The 17,685-nt window shown below is 42.0% G+C and carries 14 protein-coding genes and 1 pseudogene; 12 read left to right on the top strand and 3 right to left on the bottom strand.

All coding sequences use genetic code 11. The features are described from left to right. Positions 1 to 12 precede the first annotated feature (12 nt). From ACGHAV_RS11895 to ACGHAV_RS11950, 12 genes and pseudogenes are all read left to right on the top strand, one after another. Positions 13 to 3,177 (top strand): efflux RND transporter permease subunit, encoded by a 3,165-nt coding sequence (locus ACGHAV_RS11895; protein ID WP_390381271.1) that lies wholly within the window; start codon positions 13 to 15, stop codon positions 3,175 to 3,177. Between the two features lie 88 nt (positions 3,178 to 3,265). Beyond that, complete coding sequence (locus tag ACGHAV_RS11900; RefSeq protein WP_390380811.1) at positions 3,266 to 3,877, top strand: PepSY domain-containing protein; 612 nt, start codon at positions 3,266 to 3,268, stop codon at positions 3,875 to 3,877. Then, positions 3,877 to 5,709, top strand: a complete 1,833-nt coding sequence (locus ACGHAV_RS11905) for a 2Fe-2S iron-sulfur cluster-binding protein (RefSeq protein ID WP_390380813.1) — start codon at positions 3,877 to 3,879, stop codon at positions 5,707 to 5,709. The genes ACGHAV_RS11900 and ACGHAV_RS11905 overlap by 1 nt, the downstream gene beginning before the upstream one ends. Before the next feature lie 24 nt (positions 5,710 to 5,733). Continuing rightward, complete coding sequence (locus ACGHAV_RS11910; protein WP_116001648.1) at positions 5,734 to 6,081, top strand: copper resistance CopC family protein; 348 nt, start codon at positions 5,734 to 5,736, stop codon at positions 6,079 to 6,081. Between the two features lie 18 nt (positions 6,082 to 6,099). Then, the gene (locus ACGHAV_RS11915) at positions 6,100 to 6,996 is read left to right on the top strand and encodes a copper resistance D family protein (RefSeq protein ID WP_390380817.1); all 897 of its coding nucleotides are present in this window, start codon (positions 6,100 to 6,102) and stop codon (positions 6,994 to 6,996) included. Between the two features lie 15 nt (positions 6,997 to 7,011). After that, positions 7,012 to 7,482: a YybH family protein gene (locus tag ACGHAV_RS11920; RefSeq protein WP_390380820.1), complete on the top strand. Its 471-nt coding sequence runs from the start codon at positions 7,012 to 7,014 to the stop codon at positions 7,480 to 7,482. A gap of 90 nt (positions 7,483 to 7,572) precedes the next feature. After that, entirely contained in the window at positions 7,573 to 8,001 is a 429-nt protein-coding gene (locus ACGHAV_RS11925) for a MerR family transcriptional regulator (RefSeq protein WP_204999611.1), read from the top strand. Next, positions 7,994 to 10,237 (top strand): heavy metal translocating P-type ATPase, encoded by a 2,244-nt coding sequence (locus tag ACGHAV_RS11930; protein WP_390380823.1) that lies wholly within the window; start codon positions 7,994 to 7,996, stop codon positions 10,235 to 10,237. Before ACGHAV_RS11925 ends, ACGHAV_RS11930 begins: the two co-directional genes overlap by 8 nt. A gap of 11 nt (positions 10,238 to 10,248) precedes the next feature. Further along, positions 10,249 to 10,602, top strand: coding sequence for a cupredoxin domain-containing protein (locus tag ACGHAV_RS11935; RefSeq protein ID WP_390380826.1), 354 nt, complete (start codon positions 10,249 to 10,251; stop codon positions 10,600 to 10,602). A gap of 139 nt (positions 10,603 to 10,741) precedes the next feature. Then, entirely contained in the window at positions 10,742 to 11,311 is a 570-nt protein-coding gene (locus ACGHAV_RS11940; RefSeq protein ID WP_390380829.1) for a recombinase family protein, read from the top strand. An 18-nt stretch (positions 11,312 to 11,329) separates the two neighbouring features. Further along, entirely contained in the window at positions 11,330 to 12,589 is a 1,260-nt protein-coding gene (locus tag ACGHAV_RS11945; RefSeq protein ID WP_390380832.1) for a P-loop NTPase fold protein, read from the top strand. Next, positions 12,589 to 13,128 (top strand): annotated as a pseudogene (locus ACGHAV_RS11950) (PhoH family protein); the annotation flags it as partial. The gene ACGHAV_RS11945 and the pseudogene ACGHAV_RS11950, both read left to right, overlap by 1 nt. 5 nt (positions 13,129 to 13,133) lie before the next feature. Here ACGHAV_RS11950 and ACGHAV_RS11955 read toward each other — a convergent pair. The 3 genes from ACGHAV_RS11955 to ACGHAV_RS11965 form a co-directional block, all read right to left on the bottom strand. Continuing rightward, complete coding sequence (locus tag ACGHAV_RS11955; RefSeq protein WP_390380835.1) at positions 13,134 to 14,171, bottom strand: hypothetical protein; 1,038 nt, start codon at positions 14,169 to 14,171, stop codon at positions 13,134 to 13,136. A gap of 71 nt (positions 14,172 to 14,242) precedes the next feature. Then, positions 14,243 to 15,628: a siroheme synthase CysG gene (cysG, locus tag ACGHAV_RS11960; protein WP_390380838.1), complete on the bottom strand. Its 1,386-nt coding sequence runs from the start codon at positions 15,626 to 15,628 to the stop codon at positions 14,243 to 14,245. 129 nt (positions 15,629 to 15,757) lie between these two features. Continuing rightward, positions 15,758 to 17,569 carry a DEAD/DEAH box helicase gene (locus ACGHAV_RS11965; RefSeq protein ID WP_390380841.1) on the bottom strand — a complete coding sequence of 604 codons (1,812 nt, stop codon included), beginning with the start codon at positions 17,567 to 17,569 and terminating at the stop codon, positions 15,758 to 15,760. Between the last annotated feature and the right edge of the window lie 116 nt (positions 17,570 to 17,685).

The raw sequence follows: 17,685 nt of genomic DNA on the forward strand, positions 1-17,685 counted from the left end.
GGGAGATAAATGATGATTGAATCAATTATTAGATGGTCGATAGGCAATCGCTTCTTCGTTATCTTAGCTACCTTAATTTTGATTGGTGGTGGGCTATTTTCAATAAAGAATACGCCTGTTGATGCACTACCTGATTTATCTGACGTTCAAGTAATAATTAAAACGAATTACCCCGGTCAGGCACCGCAAGTTGTTCAAGATCAGGTAACTTACCCTTTAACAACCGCGATGTTGTCGGTTCCGGGTGCCGTTACTGTTCGTGGCTATTCATTTTTTGGTGACTCATTTGTTTACGTCATCTTTGACGAAGACACTGACTTATATTGGGCAAGGAGCAGAGTACTTGAATATTTAAGTCAAGTAGCCCCTTCGCTACCCGCTAGTGCGCGTCCACAACTAGGGCCAGATGCGACAGGTGTTGGCTGGGTTTACCTATATTCTCTTGTAGATAAAACGGGCAACTTGGATATTAGCCAATTGCGTAGTATTCAAGATTGGTTCTTAAAATATGAATTGCAAACTGTCCCCGGAGTGTCAGAGGTTGCTGCCGTTGGTGGAATGGTTAAACAATATCAAATACAAGTCGATCCCGATAAGTTAAGAGCCTACGGTATACCACTTAGTCACATTCAAATGGCCCTTAAGCGTGGTAACCAAGAAACAGGTGCCTCTGTTGTTGAAATGGCTGAAGCAGAGTACATGGTTACCGCAACTGGCTATATCAAAAGTATTTCAGATATAGAGTTGATCCCTCTCGGTGTGAACGAACAAGGAACGCCCCTAACTATTGGCGATGTGGCAGAAGTCAACTTAGGTCCACAAATGAGACGGGGCATCGCTGAACTTAATGGTGAAGGAGAAGTTGTTGGTGGTGTGGTTGTTATGCGCTTTGGTGAAAACGCACAAAAAACCATTGATGGAGTAAAAGCCAAATTAGAAGAGTTAAAAAAAGGTTTACCCGAAGGAGTTGAAATAGTTACGGTTTATGATCGCTCTGGCTTAATAGGAGAGGCGGTAGAAAACCTATGGAGTAAATTGCTCGAAGAGCTTGCTGTCGTCGCGATTGTATGTGTTGCATTTCTGTTTCATTTGCGATCTTCGATTGTTGCAGTTGTCACTCTACCTATTGGCATCTTAGCTTCATTTATCATCATGCATATGCAAGGTATCAATGCGAATATTATGTCATTAGGTGGTATCGCTATTGCAATTGGTGCGATGACAGATGGCGCAATAGTGATGATTGAAAATATGCATAAGCATATGGAGAAGACACCGCTAACAGATGAAAATCGTTGGCAAATAGTCTCAAAGGCGGCAAGTGAAGTCGGCCCTGCATTATTCTTTAGTTTGCTCATCATTACAGTCTCATTCTTGCCAGTGTTTATCTTAGAAGCGCAAGAAGGAAGGATGTTTTCACCTTTAGCTTATACAAAAACATATGCAATGGCTGCATCAGCAGGCTTAGCGATAACATTGGTGCCTGTATTAATGGGGTACTTTATTCGAGGCAAAATTGTTTCAGAAAAGAAAAATCCGTTAAACCGATTGCTAATTGCTATTTACATGCCTGTTTTAAAGCAAGTAATGAAGTTTCCAAAATCGACAATTGTAGCAGCAATATTAGTGACTATCGTCGGTTTTTGGCCTGTTGATAAGATTGGTAGCGAGTTTATTCCTCCTCTAGATGAAGGAGATTTAATGTACATGCCGACTACATATCCGGGGATCTCTATTGGTAAGGCAAGAGAGATTCTACAGCAAACCGACAAGCTAATTAAAACAGTGCCTGAAGTTGAAACTGTATTTGGTAAGGTCGGAAGAGCTGAATCTGCAACTGACCCTGCACCGTTAACTATGATTGAAACCTTCATTCAGTTGAAGCCTCAAGAAGAGTGGCGTGAGGGAGTGACAACAGAATCTTTAAAAGCTGAGTTTGATAAGTTGGTTAAGTTTCCGGGCTTAACTAACGCTTGGGTTATGCCAATCAAAACTCGTATTGACATGTTAGCAACGGGTATCAAAACGCCAGTAGGGATTAAAGTAGCAGGATCTGATTTAAATACGATTCAAGAGATTGGACAACAAATAGAGCAATTGTTACCTGAGGTGACCGGGACCGCTTCAGTTTATTCTGAACGAGTTGCAGGTGGACGATATATAAAAGTTGATATTTCTCGTGAGAAAGCAAGTCGTTTTGGATTAAACATCGATGACGTACAACAAGTAGTTTCAACTGCTATTGGTGGGATGAATGTCACTCAAACAGTAGAAGGTCAAGAGCGTTATCCTGTCAACTTGCGATACCCACAAGATTATCGTGACTCTCCAGAGCAGTTGTCGCGCTTGCCTGTTGTCACTCCAAATGGACAACGCATCGCACTAGGTGACGTAGCTGAAATAAAAGTAGAAGTAGGCCCTCCGGGGATCAAGAGTGAAAATGCACGTATTAATGGTTGGACGTTCATTGATATAGAGGGCGTTGACGTAGGTACTTATGTTGAAAGTGCAAAAGAGCATTTAGCTAAAAATCTTATATTACCAGCAGGTTATTCGATTACTTGGGCTGGTCAATACGAATATATGGAAAGAGCCAAAGCCAAGCTTACTTACGTTGTTCCATTGACGCTCGCCATTATTGTTATTTTGCTTTATTTGAACTTCAGAGCGTTTAGCGAAGTTGCGATCATCATTGTGACTTTACCGATGGCAATGATCGGTGGGTTATGGTTGATGTATTTAGAAGGGTTCAACTTCTCTGTAGCAGTTGGTGTAGGCTTTATTGCTCTGGCTGGAGTAGCTGTTGAGATTGGCGTAATAATGTTGGTATATCTCAATCAGGCGCTCGCTGAACTTAAGGAAAAAGCGAAAGAGCGAGCAGAACTCATCTCAGAAGATGAATATCAAGAAGCCTTATTGCACGGTGCTGGATTACGTGTTCGTCCTGTAATGATGACAGTAGCGACAATCATTATCGGCCTAATGCCTATTTTATATGGTACAGGAACAGGCTCTGAGGTAATGAGTCGTATTGCTGCACCAATGGTAGGTGGGATGACAAGTGCAGTCCTGCTAACTCTAATTGTTTTACCCGCGATTTATTCAATCGTTAAAAAGCCCGAAGTAAACGCCTTTAACAAGGAACTTTCTAACTCGGAGCTAAAAAACAATGCTTAGAAAAGCTAGGATGTACCACAAATGGCTAATGGCTTTTGTCGGAATACAATTTCTGTTCTGGTCTATTACTGGTGTGTATATGGTGACTATGGATATTCACTATATACACGGCGAAACCTTGGCTAAGATTGAGGAAGCCAAAATAGATTTAGCTAGTGTGGATTACTCCATTGCAAAACTAGCTGCGGATTACCCTCAAGCTAGCCAAGTCACGCTTACCCAAAGCATGGGCGACCCTTTGTATTCTTTTATTAATGGAGAACAGGGGAAAGTAGCAATTGACGCTAAAACTGGGGCTGTTCGTCCACCTGTTGATGAAGTCAAAGCTAAAGAAATCGCGCAATACCATTACGCAATGAATCATGACATCGACAGCATAAGGCTGATTAAGTCAGCAACAGATATGCCTGCTGAATTGTCTCCAAGACACTTACCCGTTTGGAAAGTAACGTTTGACCAATTCGCCACACCGACATTTTATATCAGTCAACAAACAGGCGCACTTGTTGCCAAGCGACATGATTTCTGGAGGTTGTTTGATTGGATGTGGCGTTTCCACATTATGGATTACGATGATGGTGAAAATGTATCTAACTGGTTTTTGTTCTTGGTTGCAACTTTGGGGCTAATGGCCGCTATTGCTGGTGCCGTTTTGACGTATTTTCGAGTGTTCTCTGCAAATAAAAAGGAAATCATTTGATGCGACTATTTAAGTTAAATACATCAGTACACAAATGGCTTTCTTTAGTGGTTGGTTTACAACTGCTTATTTGGTTGGGAACGGGCCTTTATTTCAACTTGATGGATCACAGTAAAGCAAGTGGTAATGAGCTTAGAGTTCATTACCATCATGAAGGTAACATTACAGACTTTATCTTTACACCTATTAAAGACATTACTAGTGAAGCACCTCAAGAAGTAAAACTTATATGGATTTTACATCAGCCTTACTATCATTTTGTGTTCGATAAGGGCCAGCATAGCTACCAAGAGCGCCGCTCAAAGCTATTTGATGCTGTAACAGCAGAGCCATTTAATCTGTCTGAAGAACAAGTACTAACTTTGGCAAAAAGCTCCTACTCAGGTGAGGGTAAGTTAACTACTCCAGTGTTATCTCAGCCTCCATTTTCTGACCACGTGAGGCAGCAAAATCCTATGTGGCAAGTTGTCGTTGAGGATGAGAATAATACAACTATTTATTTAGATAATATTACAGGCCAAGTGCTTCGCCATGCCAATGATGATTTCAGATTGAAAGATCTGATGATGAAGCTTCACTTTATGGACTATGGCAATTCTGGCGGATTTAACCATTGGTTGATCATTGCATTTGCTTTTGCAACGCTATTCCTTTCAGTTACTGGTGTTACTTGGCTGCTACAACAGTATCAAAATGGTTTTCTGAGATTAAGTTGGGGTAGTAACAGGAAAAAAGTGGTAGTGACTTTTTCCAATGAAAATACTATTACTGACATCTCAGCAGTTGGCCGCTCAACTGTATTAGAAGGGCTAGCTAGTTCACATGTATACCTTCCGTCAAGTTGCGGTGGTGGAGGTACTTGTGGCAAATGCGTGTTCTTAAGTTCAACTAAACTACCTATCACACTATCTGAGCAGGAACATTTATCAGATGAGCAGCTAAAGGAAGGCTATCGGCTTGGATGTCAGCATAGGTTCTCTGAAATTAGTTCGATTGAAGTTAATACTGATCTCAATATTGAAAATCATGAGCTAGTTGTGGTTGCGACTAATTTCATTACTCCTTTTATCAAGGAAGTGAAATTTAAAGTGAAATCAGGAAAACGATTGGCATTTAAAGCTGGTGCATATATGCAATTTGAAGTGCCAGCAGGGATGAATAGTTTACGCCCTGATGATATGCCTGAGAACTTTGAAAAATACTGGGAAAGTTATTCTCATGGAAAGTTTTCACATGACAGCGTAACTCGCCATTACTCCTTGGTTAACTTTGATCAAGAAACAAATGAGCTAACCTTCAACATCCGCTGGCAAACTGCTAAGGATGGTTATAAAGCAGGTATAGGTTCAAGCTATTTAGGGTCACTCGAAGTTGGTGAAACGATAATCGCAAAAGGTCCTTTTTCTGACTTTTATGCTACTTCAGGTAAAAAGGTTCCTCGCATTTTTATTGGCGCAGGCTCAGGACTTGCCCCACTCAGAGCTATCATTTTTGAACAGTTGAAAAAACGCCAAGATGAAGGTGACTTGACTCTCATCTATGGTGCGCGAACTGAAGATGATTTGCTGTACCGCGATGAGTTGAACTTATTGAGTGAGCAGCATAAAAACTTTTCTTATATTCCTACACTTTCTAACCCTTCAGAACAATGGCAAGGGCATTCTGGCTATGTACAGCAAGTACTTCTGCCGTATTTGAGCCAGAAAGTAAAATTCCTGTCTACAGAATTTTACTTGTGCGGCCCAGAAGCAATGATGAGTGAAGTGGAACAAATAATTACTGATGTTGGTATACCCAGTAATCAAATTTTCAAAGACAAATTTAGTCGTTAATACATGAATTAAATAGAGGTAAATATGAAAATATTAATTAAATTTTTAACCGTAATCAGCATTGTTTTTAGTAGTGCGGTGTTCGCGCACGTTCATCTTGAAAAAAGTGTGCCTGCTGATAATGCAATGTTAATGAAGACTCCAGAAGAGTTAACGTTGGCATTTAGCAAAGAGGTTCGTGTAGTCAAAATTACATTGAAAAATAAGCAAGGAAAAAAGGTTAAATTTGGCTTCAAACCTACTAAAGAAACCAATACCGAATTTACGTGGAAGCTACCGAAACTTACACCTGCTAACTATGTTGTTGATGTTACTTTCTTAGGTAAAGATGGGCACAAAATGAAAGATAGCTTTGGCTTTATGGTTCACTAATCTAATGGAGTGATTGCTATGGAAATGTATATCTGGAATACAGTCATTGTACTGTCAAAAATTGTATTTTACGTCGGTTTTTCCTGCATTGCTGGTTATACATTTTTCAAGCAAGTTTTTGAACAAAGTGAGTCTCATAATAACTTGGCAATAGCGAGCCTAAAATGGATAAGAGGTTCAATAGTCATCGCTTTGCTTGCAAATGGTCTTTGGTTCTTTGCTAGTACTGGTGCGATGGCAGAAGAAGGCATTCACGGTGCACTCGACCCTGATATGTTAGGTATTATGTGGGACTCTTCTATTGGTGATGGAACTTTGCTTAGAACCATAGGGTTAATGATAGCAATATTGGTATTAATATCACCGTTCAAACTCAAACCTGTAGTACTGAACAATTACCTAAAACAAGGCATTTTGGTATCTAGTTTATTTTTACTTGCATACACTTTTACCTTTATCGGCCATGTATCTGAGCTAGGAGTGTTCGAAAAAGTATTGCTGATGCTCCATGTGTTTGTTATGGCTTGGTGGTTTGGAGCGTTATTTCCGCTTAAACAAGCTTGCCATGAACCGGACTATGAGCAGCTCTACTCAGTGATGGACAAGTTTGGAAGGCAAGCAAGTATCGCGGTGAGTCTATTGTTAATTGCTGGCCTTTGGTTAGCTTTTCAATTGGTTGGAAATGTTGAAGAGCTGTTTAGTTCAAGCTATGGGCAAACACTGCTGCTTAAATTAGCTCTCGTCACTTCGATATTGGGCATCGCAGCTAAGCATAAATTAAAACTCGTCCCACAACTTAAAAATAACAATGGTAGAGAAGCACTATATAAATCTATCTCGATAGAAATGGTAGTCGCTTTTGCCATTTTATCTGTAACGGCTGGGCTTACTAGTGTTGTTGGCCCTGCAAATTAAAACCTAAAAGAGAGAATGAAAATGAAAACAATAAATATATTACTCGTTTTATTAATGACGTTTAGTTTCGCAGCAAACGCTCATGGTGATAAGAACAAAGATAAAGGTTTATTTAAAGGTATAGATACCCCTGCCGCAAAAGTTGTTTTGGCATTTCATCAAGCACTAGAAACGGGTAATAAGGATCTAGCAAGAGCACAGTTGGCTGATGATGTGACCATCTACGAGGGAGGTCGTGTTGAAAGAAGTGCTGATGAATACGCCCATCACCATATGCTGTCGGATATGAAATATCTTGCTTCTATGAAGAGCGAAACACTTGAACATCAAGTAACGATTCTTGGAAGTACCGCTATATCTGCTTCACGCAGTCATACTAAAGGTGCTTACAAAGGTAAAGAGCGCGATTATCAAGGCATGGAAACGATGGTGCTGGAAAAACAAAACGGTAAATGGAAGATCAAGCACATTCATTGGTCACACTAGCTCAAAAATTATTATATCAGGCTTGACCTGTGTCTAACACACAGGTCTAAACTTAACTCAGTTAACCTATTTATTAAGTCAGGATAGCTTATGAAAGTTACTGAATTGGCCAAAGAGTTTGGTACAACACCCGATACTGTCAGGTACTACACTCGATTAAAATTACTCAATCCAACTAAGTCTGAAAACGGATATAAGTACTACCCCCCAACAGAAATCTCTAGACTGAAGTTTATTTTAAGTGCAAGACAACTGGGGTTTTCAGTATCAGATATACAACACATTGTTGATGAGGCGAGTCTCGGAAAAGCTGCATGCCCTCTAGTTAGGTCTTTAATTAAGGAAAGGCTAGCTGAGACTGAAAAACAATTTCAGGCAATGTTAGCTTTGCGTAAAAACATGAAAGATGCGCTAGCACAATGGGAAGTCAAGGAAGATAAAGCACCAACCTCCACTATGGTATGTCACCTCATAGACAGCTTTGAACCTACAGAAAACAATGGAGGCTCCCATGAATAATATTAAACCTGATCATCAGCTCATTATAGAAGGTGCTGGCTGTGCAAGTTGCGTCGGTAAAATTGAGGGGGCGCTGAAAGGAACCAATGGTGTAGTTAGTGCTGAAATGAATTTTGCTGATAGGACTGTTCAAATCACAGGAACCGTGAAAACGGAAGAGCTGATTAAAGCTGTTGAGTCTATCGGTTATAACGCTAAGTCAATCGATGATAGTTCAGAAATTGATACGCTTGACGAGAAAGAGGCAGCAGACTGGAAGTATTACAAAAAGCTAATACGAGATACTTTTATTGCTCTTTCACTCGGCGTTCCTCTAATGATCTACGGCATTGTTGTTGGAGAAATGACAGTTGAAACAAACCTTGAACGCATGTCTTGGTTGGTTGTAGGCATTTTAACTTTTGGTGTTATGTATTTTTCAGGCAAGCATTTCTATGTCGGAGCATGGAAGAGCTTCAAAAATCATTCAGCCAATATGGACACCTTAATTGCTTTAGGAACAGGTACGGCATGGATTTACTCAATAGCTGTTGTATTGGCTCCAGACGCAGTGCCATTGATGGCGAGACATGTTTATTTTGAAGCTACAGCCATGATCATTGGATTGATTAATTTAGGTTTGGCACTAGAACTAAAAGCCAGAGGTAAAACCTCTGAAGCCATCAAACGTCTTATCGGGTTACAAACCAAAACAGCTACAGTAGTTCGTGATAGCAAAGAGGTTCAGATAGGTATCGAGCAGGTTTTACTTAATGATGTGGTGAAGGTAAAACCGGGGGGGAAAATTCCTGTAGATGGTATTGTATTAGAAGGCCACACATCTATTGACGAATCAATGCTTACGGGCGAACCCATGCCTGTTGAAAAAGCCAAAGAAGATGAAGTTGTTGCAGGAACGTTAAACAAGTCAGGCATGATTTTGTTTAGAGCGACACGCGTAGGCAAAGACACGGCGCTTGCGCAAATCATCAATATGGTGAAACGAGCGCAAAACTCTAAGCCACCTATTGGCCGCTTGGCCGATGTAATTTCCGCTTATTTTGTTCCTGTTGTCATGATCATATCTATATTAAGCGCTCTAGCATGGCTTAACTTTGGACCAGAGCCAGCAATTGCTTTTGCCATCGTATCAGCAACTACCGTACTCATTATTGCCTGCCCGTGTGCTTTGGGCTTGGCAACGCCTATGTCGGTGATGGTTGGTGTCGGAAAGGCCGCAGAAGCCGGAGTGCTTATTCGAAACGGTGAAGCGTTACAAACCGCCTCTAAGATCACTTCCATGATTTTAGATAAAACGGGCACTATTACCGAAGGGACACCAAAGGTAACTAATATTGTTTTAGCAAAAGCGACTGATGAGAAAGAAGTGTTACAGCTTGCGGCAAGTTTAGAAAGTGGCTCCGAGCACCCTTTGGCACAAGCGATTGTTGAAAGTGCGTTAGATCAGGATATTGAGTTACTAAAAATAGAATCGTTTAACGCCATTACGGGTTTTGGTGTAGAAGCAAGCTGCAACAACAAAACCTTACTTTTTGGTAACGATAAACTAATGAAAATTAAAGGCATTGATCTTACAGGTTTCGTTGGAAAAGCCCAGTCTTTAGCAAAAGAAGCTAAAACACCAATGTATTTTGCTGTTAATGGCGAGCTGGCAGCAATTATTGCTGTTGCAGATCCAATCAAGTCTGACTCAATATCCGCGATTAAACGGCTTCAGACCAATGGGATTCGCGTCATCATGTTAACAGGCGATAATAAGGAAACAGCCGCCGCTGTTGCCAAAAAAGCGGGTATTAGTGAGTTTCTTGCTGAAGTGCTGCCAGAAGACAAAGCCAACAAAGTTAAAGAGCTACAAGATAGCGGCGAAACTGTTGGTATGACAGGTGATGGTATTAACGATGCCCCCGCACTTGCGTTAGCCGATGTTGGTTTCGCCATAGGCACAGGGACTGATGTAGCAATCGAAAGTGCTGACATTACCCTGATGCGTGGCTCACTTCACGGCCTTGCTGATGCCATAGCGGTAAGCAAAGCCACTTTACGAAATATCAAACAAAACTTGTTTGGCGCGTTTGTCTATAACGTAGCTGGGATTCCTTTTGCTGCGGGGATTCTATACCCCTTCTTTGGCATTCTGCTTAGCCCTGTAATTGCAGGTGCTGCAATGGCGTTTTCGTCATTGACCGTAGTGTCAAATGCAAATCGACTTCGCTTTTTTAAAGCAAAAGAGCATTAAGGAGAAGCACAATGACGTTAATTAACTTATTAGGCTTAGTGTTGATCGCGCTGATTGTTTGGTGGTTTTGGCTGTACAAACCTAACAAAACAATTGTGCAAAACAGTGAAGTGTTAATTGAAGTGAAAGATGGCGTGTATTCCCCATCTTCAATTCAGGTGTCTGCTAACCAACCTGTCACCTTGAAGTTTATGCGCAATGATCAAACCCCCTGCGCTGAAACAATCCATATTCCTTCATTGGATATAAGCGAGCAGCTTAAATTGAATGAGATTACTCAAATTACCTTATTGAACTTGTCACCGGGAGAGCATGAGTTTCATTGTCAGATGCAAATGTATCGCGGCGTCTTAAAAGTAATTTAGTTTTAAATAGATCTTTTTACACATCTGAGTGCTGAGTGGGCGAAAGTTACCAGTTCATTTCGTTCATGAACGAAACTTTAATTATAGACTTTCGTTCACTTAATTGGTAAGGTGTACGAAAGTTACAGGTTTCGTACATATGAAAGTTGGTTTTGCAAGAGTCTCAACTAGAGAACAAGATTTGAATGTTCAACTGTCCAAGTTGGACGCTCTTGGCTGTGAAAAAATATTTCAAGGCAAACAGTCTGGTGCTTCAGTTAGAAATGAAGAAAAGCTAAAGGAACTCATCGATTTTATCAGGGAAGGTGATGAAGTTATTGTTACCCGCCTTGATCGGCTGGGCCGATCATTAAAGTCTATTCTTGAGGCTATTGAAAGTATCCACAAAAAAGGTGCTTGTTTAAATATTATTGACGGTTCTCTCAATACCAAAAATGATAATCCGTTTGCCACCGCCATGATTAACCTATGTGGAGTATTCGCTCAACTTGAGCGGGATCTTATAAAAGCCAGAACCGCAGAAGGTCGTGAAGAGGCTAAAGCTAAAGGCAAACACATGGGCAGATTGCCTGCTTTATCAGACAAACAAGCGAAAGAATTATATAAAGATAAATTAAATGGTGAATCGATCTCTGCATTAGCGAAGAAATATTCTGTTAGCCGCCCTACGGTTCATCGAACTATTGAAAGAATGGAACAAAAGAAATAATAAATAAAAGGAAGTGTTATGTGGTCTGATAAAGAATCAAAAATTGACTTCTTAAATTTCAATGAAACGGCTGAGTCGATTAAAGATCTTATCACTGAAAAGGAATTAATGCCTATTAGCATAGGTGTCTTTGGTGATTGGGGCGCTGGAAAATCTACCATTCTTGAACTTACTAAAGCTTCTCTGGAAAGTGATGATCAAGAATATATCCAAGTGCATTTCGATGCATGGACTTTCCAAGGGTACGACGATGCTAAAGCAGCGCTATTAGAAACAATCGCATCGACTTTAGTTAAAAAAGCAGCAGACGATGAAAACCTAAGTGCAAAAGCGAAAGAGTTTGCTGGAAGAATAGATAAGATCAGACTGATGGGACTACTAATGGATGGTGGTGCGGCATTAGCTGGTATACCAACTATGGGTGGAATACAAAAGATCATGGGACTATTCAGTGGTGGTGACGATGGTGAACTGGATGTTGATGATGTAAAAGGTGCTGTCGATGGCGCTAAGGATGTAGCGAAGAAAAACAAAGGTTTGATCAAAGATAAGAAATCATTCTCACCTCCTAAAGAAATTAAAGAGTTCCGAAAAGCATATTCTGATCTGTTAGATGAGTTTGATAAGCCACTTATTGTCTATGTCGATAACTTAGATCGCTGTTCTCCATTTAATGCCATTTCAACACTTGAGGCGATCAGGTTATTTCTATTTTTACCAAATACCGCATTTGTCATTGCTGCCGATGAAGACATGATCCGCTTGGCAGTACCTGAATATCACAAAGGTGCATCTCAACGACATCAAACTGATTATTTAGACAAGCTTATTCAAATTCCTGTGCATGTACCAAGACCCGGAGTTCTTGAGATAAGGGCATACTTAATGATGCTTACCGCCCAATATCACGGCGTTACCGATGCTCAGTTAGAAACGATAAGATGTGCCCTTGAAGAATCATTAAGGCTGTCGTGGAAACAACCACAAACTACCGTTGACGAGCTACTTCAAGATCACACGATTGAAAAGCATTCCGAACTCAGAAGCAAATTTGTAGTTGCTGAACAGTTAGCTCCACTATTAGCTGAGTCCACAAACATTAACGGCAACCCTCGCATAGTTAAGAGATTACTCAACCAAGTTAAGATGAGAAAGAAAACCGCTCACCGTCGAGGAATGCAGCTTGATGAAAAAACTATCACTAAGCTGGTCATTTTTGAGAGGTGCTTAGGTACTCAGGCTACCAATAAGCTTTATGAATTAATTGATAATACCTAAAGACCTTGCTTGCACTGGCTGCTGCACTTGAGATGGTTGTAGAGCGCAACATGTACGATAAAATTATTGTTACGCGAAGCACACCAGAAATTGCTGAATCAATTGGTTTCTTGCCCGGAACTGAAGAAGAAAAAATGCTGCCATGGCTAGCGGCAATCACTGACTCTTTAGAAGTGCTACATAAGCATGATGAAAACACCAAAGGCTCTATGAACTACATCATGGAAAAAGCCAATATTCAGTACAAGTCGGTTAACTTTATGCGCGGTCGAAGCATACAGAACGCCATTGTCATTTTAGATGAGTCGCAAAACTTAACGGCGTCACAGCTTAAAACTATTATCACCCGGTGTGGTGAGGGCACTAAGCTTATTCTAGGCGGCAATTTGGCGCAGATAGATAGTAATTACTTAAGCGCCGTAACGTCAGGTTTGACGTATTTGGTCGAGAAGTTTAAAGACTTTTCTGGAAGCGCCACGGTTAATTTAGATGGTGTAGTACGCAGTCGACTAGCCAGTTTTGCTGAAGAAAACCTGTAGCAGTACTACTCTACTTGTTCAACTTGATAGCGCCCCGTAATAAGGTGGCGCTCTGTGTCTTCGGATACCTGCCCAAATGGAATTAGCGCAGGACCCGTTGGGTCGTAGAGCACGTAGGTTTCGCCATCGTGCTCTATGGTTCTGTCGTCATCGTTTGGTGTAAGTGCAACCCCAAGTAGTGCGTGATTAGGTAAAAATACAATGATCATTTTGGTTGAAGGCAGAAATGCTCGTACCATGGACGATGCTAATACCGCTTTACTGTCACAGTCGCCTAAGTTTTGCGTTAGCAGTGTAACTGGAGGGGCGAAACCGGAACCATTGCTTACTACTCTATCCTCTAGTGTGTCGTAAGGAATGCTTTGTATCCAGCTAAGTATTAATGAAAAATATGCTCGGGAATTTGACGTCGACTGTACTTTCTCATAAAAAGCTTGCGACGCGCTAATGAGTGGTTTCACCGACTCTGCTACATACCTTACATGGTCGGGTTTTACGGCTTTTTGATTAAACAGCGTTGTAAAGCGGGTAAAGTAGTGGTCTTGCAAATAGTTGGTATACTCTTGTTGCTCAATGGCTTTTAGGTTCTCCAAAACCTCACTTACTATTTCCTCATTTGGCCCAGCAACACTTATATCGATAGTGCCTTCTCTTGGCGTTATCTCTACCTTTGCCTCTTTAGGGTCGACACGTTGAGCTTCTCTAGTAAGCGCAACAGTAATATAGCGTTGTGCAATGTGCGGTTTATAGTTAGCTTGACGCGATGGCGCCTCTTTCATAGCCTCTTGGGGTAAGGTAAATGAAATTGACTGGCGCGTGTTTTCGGCATCAAGCCAAACATAGCTTAGCGTTACACCATCGTCGCTTTTGGTTTTTTTGAAGCTTAGCTGTTCGCCGTATGACGGCGATGGTGTTAAAAAAAGAGAAGTCACAGCGAGTAAAGACAGTACGAATGATGCAGCGCGCGTAGCGCTTCTATTCAGTGGCGCGTTCAAAAAACGCGTTATAACGGTGTTATTACGAAAAGCCTTTTTAGAAAACAAGCGTGCACCATACGTAATTCATTAATACTGAACTGAGTATGCACGCCTGATTTCAAAAAACAAACTCAAGATTATTGCTGAAACCAGTTCAGTTCGTCATGAAGGCTTACTACGCTTCCCACTATGATAAGTGTAGGCGGTTTAAGGTTTGCTTTTTCTTGCTTTGCCACAATGTTTTCAAGCGTGCCGGTAAGTACAGCTTGCTTTTCGGTTGTCGCAGACTGAACCAACGCAATAGGTGTTGATGGTTCAAGCCCATGCTCAATCATTTTTTCGCAAATAATAGGCAACCCGGTAAGCCCCATATAAAACACAGCAGTTTGATTCTTTTGTGCAAGCGCGGGCCAATTCAGATCTATTGAGCCATTTTTTAAATGCCCTGTGGCAAATACAACAGACTGTGCGTGGTCGCGGTGAGTTAACGGGATGCCTGCATAGCTAGATGCACCACTGGCGGCAGTAATACCCGGTACAACTTGAAAGTCTATGCCATGCTGAATTAGTGTTTGTATTTCTTCACCACCACGTCCAAAAATAAACGGATCGCCGCCTTTTAAGCGCACCACACGGTTACCTTTTTTAGCCTCATCAACCATAAGTTGGTTAATGTTGTCCTGAGGGAGCGTGTGATTGCTCATGGCCTTGCCAACATAAATCTTTTCAGCATCGCGACGTACAAGCTCAAGTATTTGTGGTGATACTAAGCGGTCGTAAACTACTACGTCGGCTTTTTGCATAAGGCGAAGCGCACGGAAGGTAAGTAGATCTGGGTCGCCCGGGCCTGCACCAACCAAATAAACCTGACCTTCCACTTTTTTGTCCTTTGCAGCCGCTTGCAGTGCGAGTTCAAAGGCTTCGTCGGCTTTTTGGTCTTGGCCTTTTTCTACCATTTCAGCAATATCGCCATCGAGAACATCTTCCCAAAAATAGCGTCTTGCGGTAACACCGTTTAAAGCCTGCTTAACTTTATCGCGGAATTTTTCAGAAAACGCGCCCAGTCGGCTTAGGTTCGCGGGCAGTACGGTTTCTAATTTCTGACGTAAATAGCGCAGCAACACCGGTGCTACGCCACCGCTGCTCATAGCAATAACAATAGGTGAGCGGTCAACAATAGAAGGCGTAATAAATTGGCAAAGCGGTGTGTTGTCTACCACATTCACCAATACTTTGTTTGCACGCGCTAAATCGTGAATATGCTGGTTTACATCGGGCTTATCGGTAGCGATAAACACCATGTCTTTATGGGTAAGGTCACTGTTCTCAAACTCACGTTCAATAAGCGTTACTTTTTCGTTTTGCGCAAGCTGCTTAACGGTATCGCATACCCAAGGCGCCACCACGGTAATCGTGGCAGGAGTCTTCATTATCAGCTCTAGCTTACGCGCAGCCACTTCACCGGCACCCACAATAAGTACGTGCAGTTTTCTGGCATCTAGAAATAACGGAAAGTAATCCATAAAGGTTTTCTTAGCTTTAAATACAAAAAAAGAACTGACACTATTTTGCGCCAATTCTTTTTAATTAGAAAACAACGAAAACAGCCTTTATATTTCTATTGGTTATATAAAGGCCGAATGTGTTGCTATTTAGTTCTTACGCTTACGGTTTTCGCGATCACCACGGTTACCACGATCTTCACGGTTACCGCGGTTGCCACGGTCTTCGCGGTTTCCACGAGGCGCTCTGTCGCCACGGTTCCCGCGGTCGCCACGACCTTTTGCTGGTGGCGTATCTGACCACTCGCGAATGTTCAAACGCTGGCCGGCAACACGGGTACCCTGAAGCGTGTCGCGTGTTTCCTTCGGCATGCCATCAGGAAGATCAACGGTACTGAAGTTGTCATAAATCTCTATAGCGCCAATGTGCTTAGAGTTAATGTTTGCTTCGTTAGCAATAGCACCAACAATGTTGCCAGGTTTTGCACCGTGTACATGACCCACTTCAATACGGAAACGCTGCATGCCTTCTTCTGGCTTGCGGTTACCGCGTGGAACTTTAGCCTTTCTTTCGCGACCATCACGAGAGTTTCTATCACGGCTATCGCGCTGTGGCTTGCTGTGAAGATCTGGTCGGTCAGACTCTTTAAGAATTAGCGGCTCATCGCCTTGCGCAATCTTAAGTAGTGCAGCCATTAATACTTCAGGAGACGCTTCGTTCTCTTCTTTAATCATCTCAACGATTGGCATTAGTGTTTCAATGCTATCGTCTTGTGCAGCTTCAGTAACCGATTGCTTAAAGCGGCTTAGGCGCGTTTCATTAATTTCGCTAATTGAAGGAATTGGCATTGCTTCAATTGGCTGTTTAGTGGTTTTCTCGATAGAGAATAACAAGCGCTTTTCACGGTGAGAGATAAATAGAATTGCATCACCTTGACGACCCGCACGACCTGTACGGCCGATACGGTGTACGTACGACTCGCTATCGTATGGAATATCGAAGTTAATAACGTGGCTAACACGCTCAACGTCGAGTCCACGGGCTACTACGTCAGTAGCAACAAGAATGTCTATTTGACCTTGTTTAAGCTTTTCAACGGTACGCTCACGAGCGGCCTGAGGAATATCACCGTTTAACGGCTCAACGTCGTAACCACGAGCAGATAGCTTGTCAGCTAGCTCAACGGTTGCCGTTTTAGTACGTACGAAAATGATCATGCCGTCGAATGCTTCCACTTCCATAATACGCGTAAGCGCTTCAAGCTTATGGTGTGGTGCAATTTGACAGTAACGCTGACGAATAGTGCTAGCGGTGCTTACCTTAGACGCAATTTTTACGTGCTTAGGATCTTTTAAGTAGCGCTGCGTAATCTTCTTGATAGGGCCAGGCATTGTTGCCGAGAACAGCGCAGTTTGGCGTTCTTCTGGCGCGTGGCTAAGAATAAGCTCTACGTCATCAATAAAGCCCATGCGAAGCATTTCATCGGCTTCGTCTAGCACTAGGAACTTAAGCTCGCTCAAGTCTAGCGTTTTACGTTTTATATGGTCGATGATACGGCCTGGCGTACCTACAACAACCTGTACGCCACGCTTAAGCTGGCGAATTTGGTTGTCATACGACTGACCGCCGTATACTGGAAGTACTTTAATTTTTTGACTAAAGCTCGCATAAACCTGAAACGCCTCTGCAACCTGAATAGCTAATTCACGGGTTGGGGCCAATACCAGTAATTGCGGCTTACGTTGCTCAGGATCGATGTTTGCCAACATAGGCAGGGCAAACGCAGCGGTTTTTCCTGTCCCTGTCTGTGCCTGACCGAGTAAATCGTGCCCTTCAAGCAACAGAGGAATACTCTCTGCTTGAATTGGAGACGGCTTCTCGTAGCCAACTTTTTCAAGGGCTTGTAAGATAGGTTCTGGTAAATTGAGGTCTTTAAATGTCATGTCGACAGTTGTGGTCATTAAGGATCCTGGTGCATTAAGTAAGGAGGGTGCGGCATACGATTAAACCGTACTTTTTCGGTTTAGTATCGCAAGACGCTATACAGCGATGAACTGGCCTTTCGGGCAAGTTTTAA

Origin of the sequence: Alteromonas sp. MTD1 (assembly GCF_042848195.1) — a bacterium.
Taxonomy (GTDB): Bacteria; Pseudomonadota; Gammaproteobacteria; order Enterobacterales; family Alteromonadaceae; genus Alteromonas.

Excerpts from the sequence above, each read along its gene's own strand:
- ACGHAV_RS11895 (WP_390381271.1), top strand. The coding sequence starts at position 13 with ATGATTGAATCAATTATTAGATGGTCGATAGGCAATCGCTTCTTCGTT.
- ACGHAV_RS11900 (WP_390380811.1), top strand. The coding sequence starts at position 3,266 with ATGGATATTCACTATATACACGGCGAAACCTTGGCTAAGATTGAGGAA.
- ACGHAV_RS11905 (WP_390380813.1), top strand. The coding sequence starts at position 3,877 with ATGCGACTATTTAAGTTAAATACATCAGTACACAAATGGCTTTCTTTA.
- ACGHAV_RS11910 (WP_116001648.1), top strand. The coding sequence starts at position 5,734 with ATGAAAATATTAATTAAATTTTTAACCGTAATCAGCATTGTTTTTAGT.
- ACGHAV_RS11915 (WP_390380817.1), top strand. The coding sequence starts at position 6,100 with ATGGAAATGTATATCTGGAATACAGTCATTGTACTGTCAAAAATTGTA.
- ACGHAV_RS11920 (WP_390380820.1), top strand. The coding sequence starts at position 7,012 with ATGAAAATGAAAACAATAAATATATTACTCGTTTTATTAATGACGTTT.
- ACGHAV_RS11925 (WP_204999611.1), top strand. The coding sequence starts at position 7,573 with ATGAAAGTTACTGAATTGGCCAAAGAGTTTGGTACAACACCCGATACT.
- ACGHAV_RS11930 (WP_390380823.1), top strand. The coding sequence starts at position 7,994 with ATGAATAATATTAAACCTGATCATCAGCTCATTATAGAAGGTGCTGGC.
- ACGHAV_RS11935 (WP_390380826.1), top strand. The coding sequence starts at position 10,249 with ATGACGTTAATTAACTTATTAGGCTTAGTGTTGATCGCGCTGATTGTT.
- ACGHAV_RS11940 (WP_390380829.1), top strand. The coding sequence starts at position 10,742 with ATGAAAGTTGGTTTTGCAAGAGTCTCAACTAGAGAACAAGATTTGAAT.
- ACGHAV_RS11945 (WP_390380832.1), top strand. The coding sequence starts at position 11,330 with ATGTGGTCTGATAAAGAATCAAAAATTGACTTCTTAAATTTCAATGAA.
- cysG (WP_390380838.1), bottom strand. The coding sequence starts at position 15,628 with ATGGATTACTTTCCGTTATTTCTAGATGCCAGAAAACTGCACGTACTT.
- ACGHAV_RS11965 (WP_390380841.1), bottom strand. The coding sequence starts at position 17,569 with ATGACCACAACTGTCGACATGACATTTAAAGACCTCAATTTACCAGAA.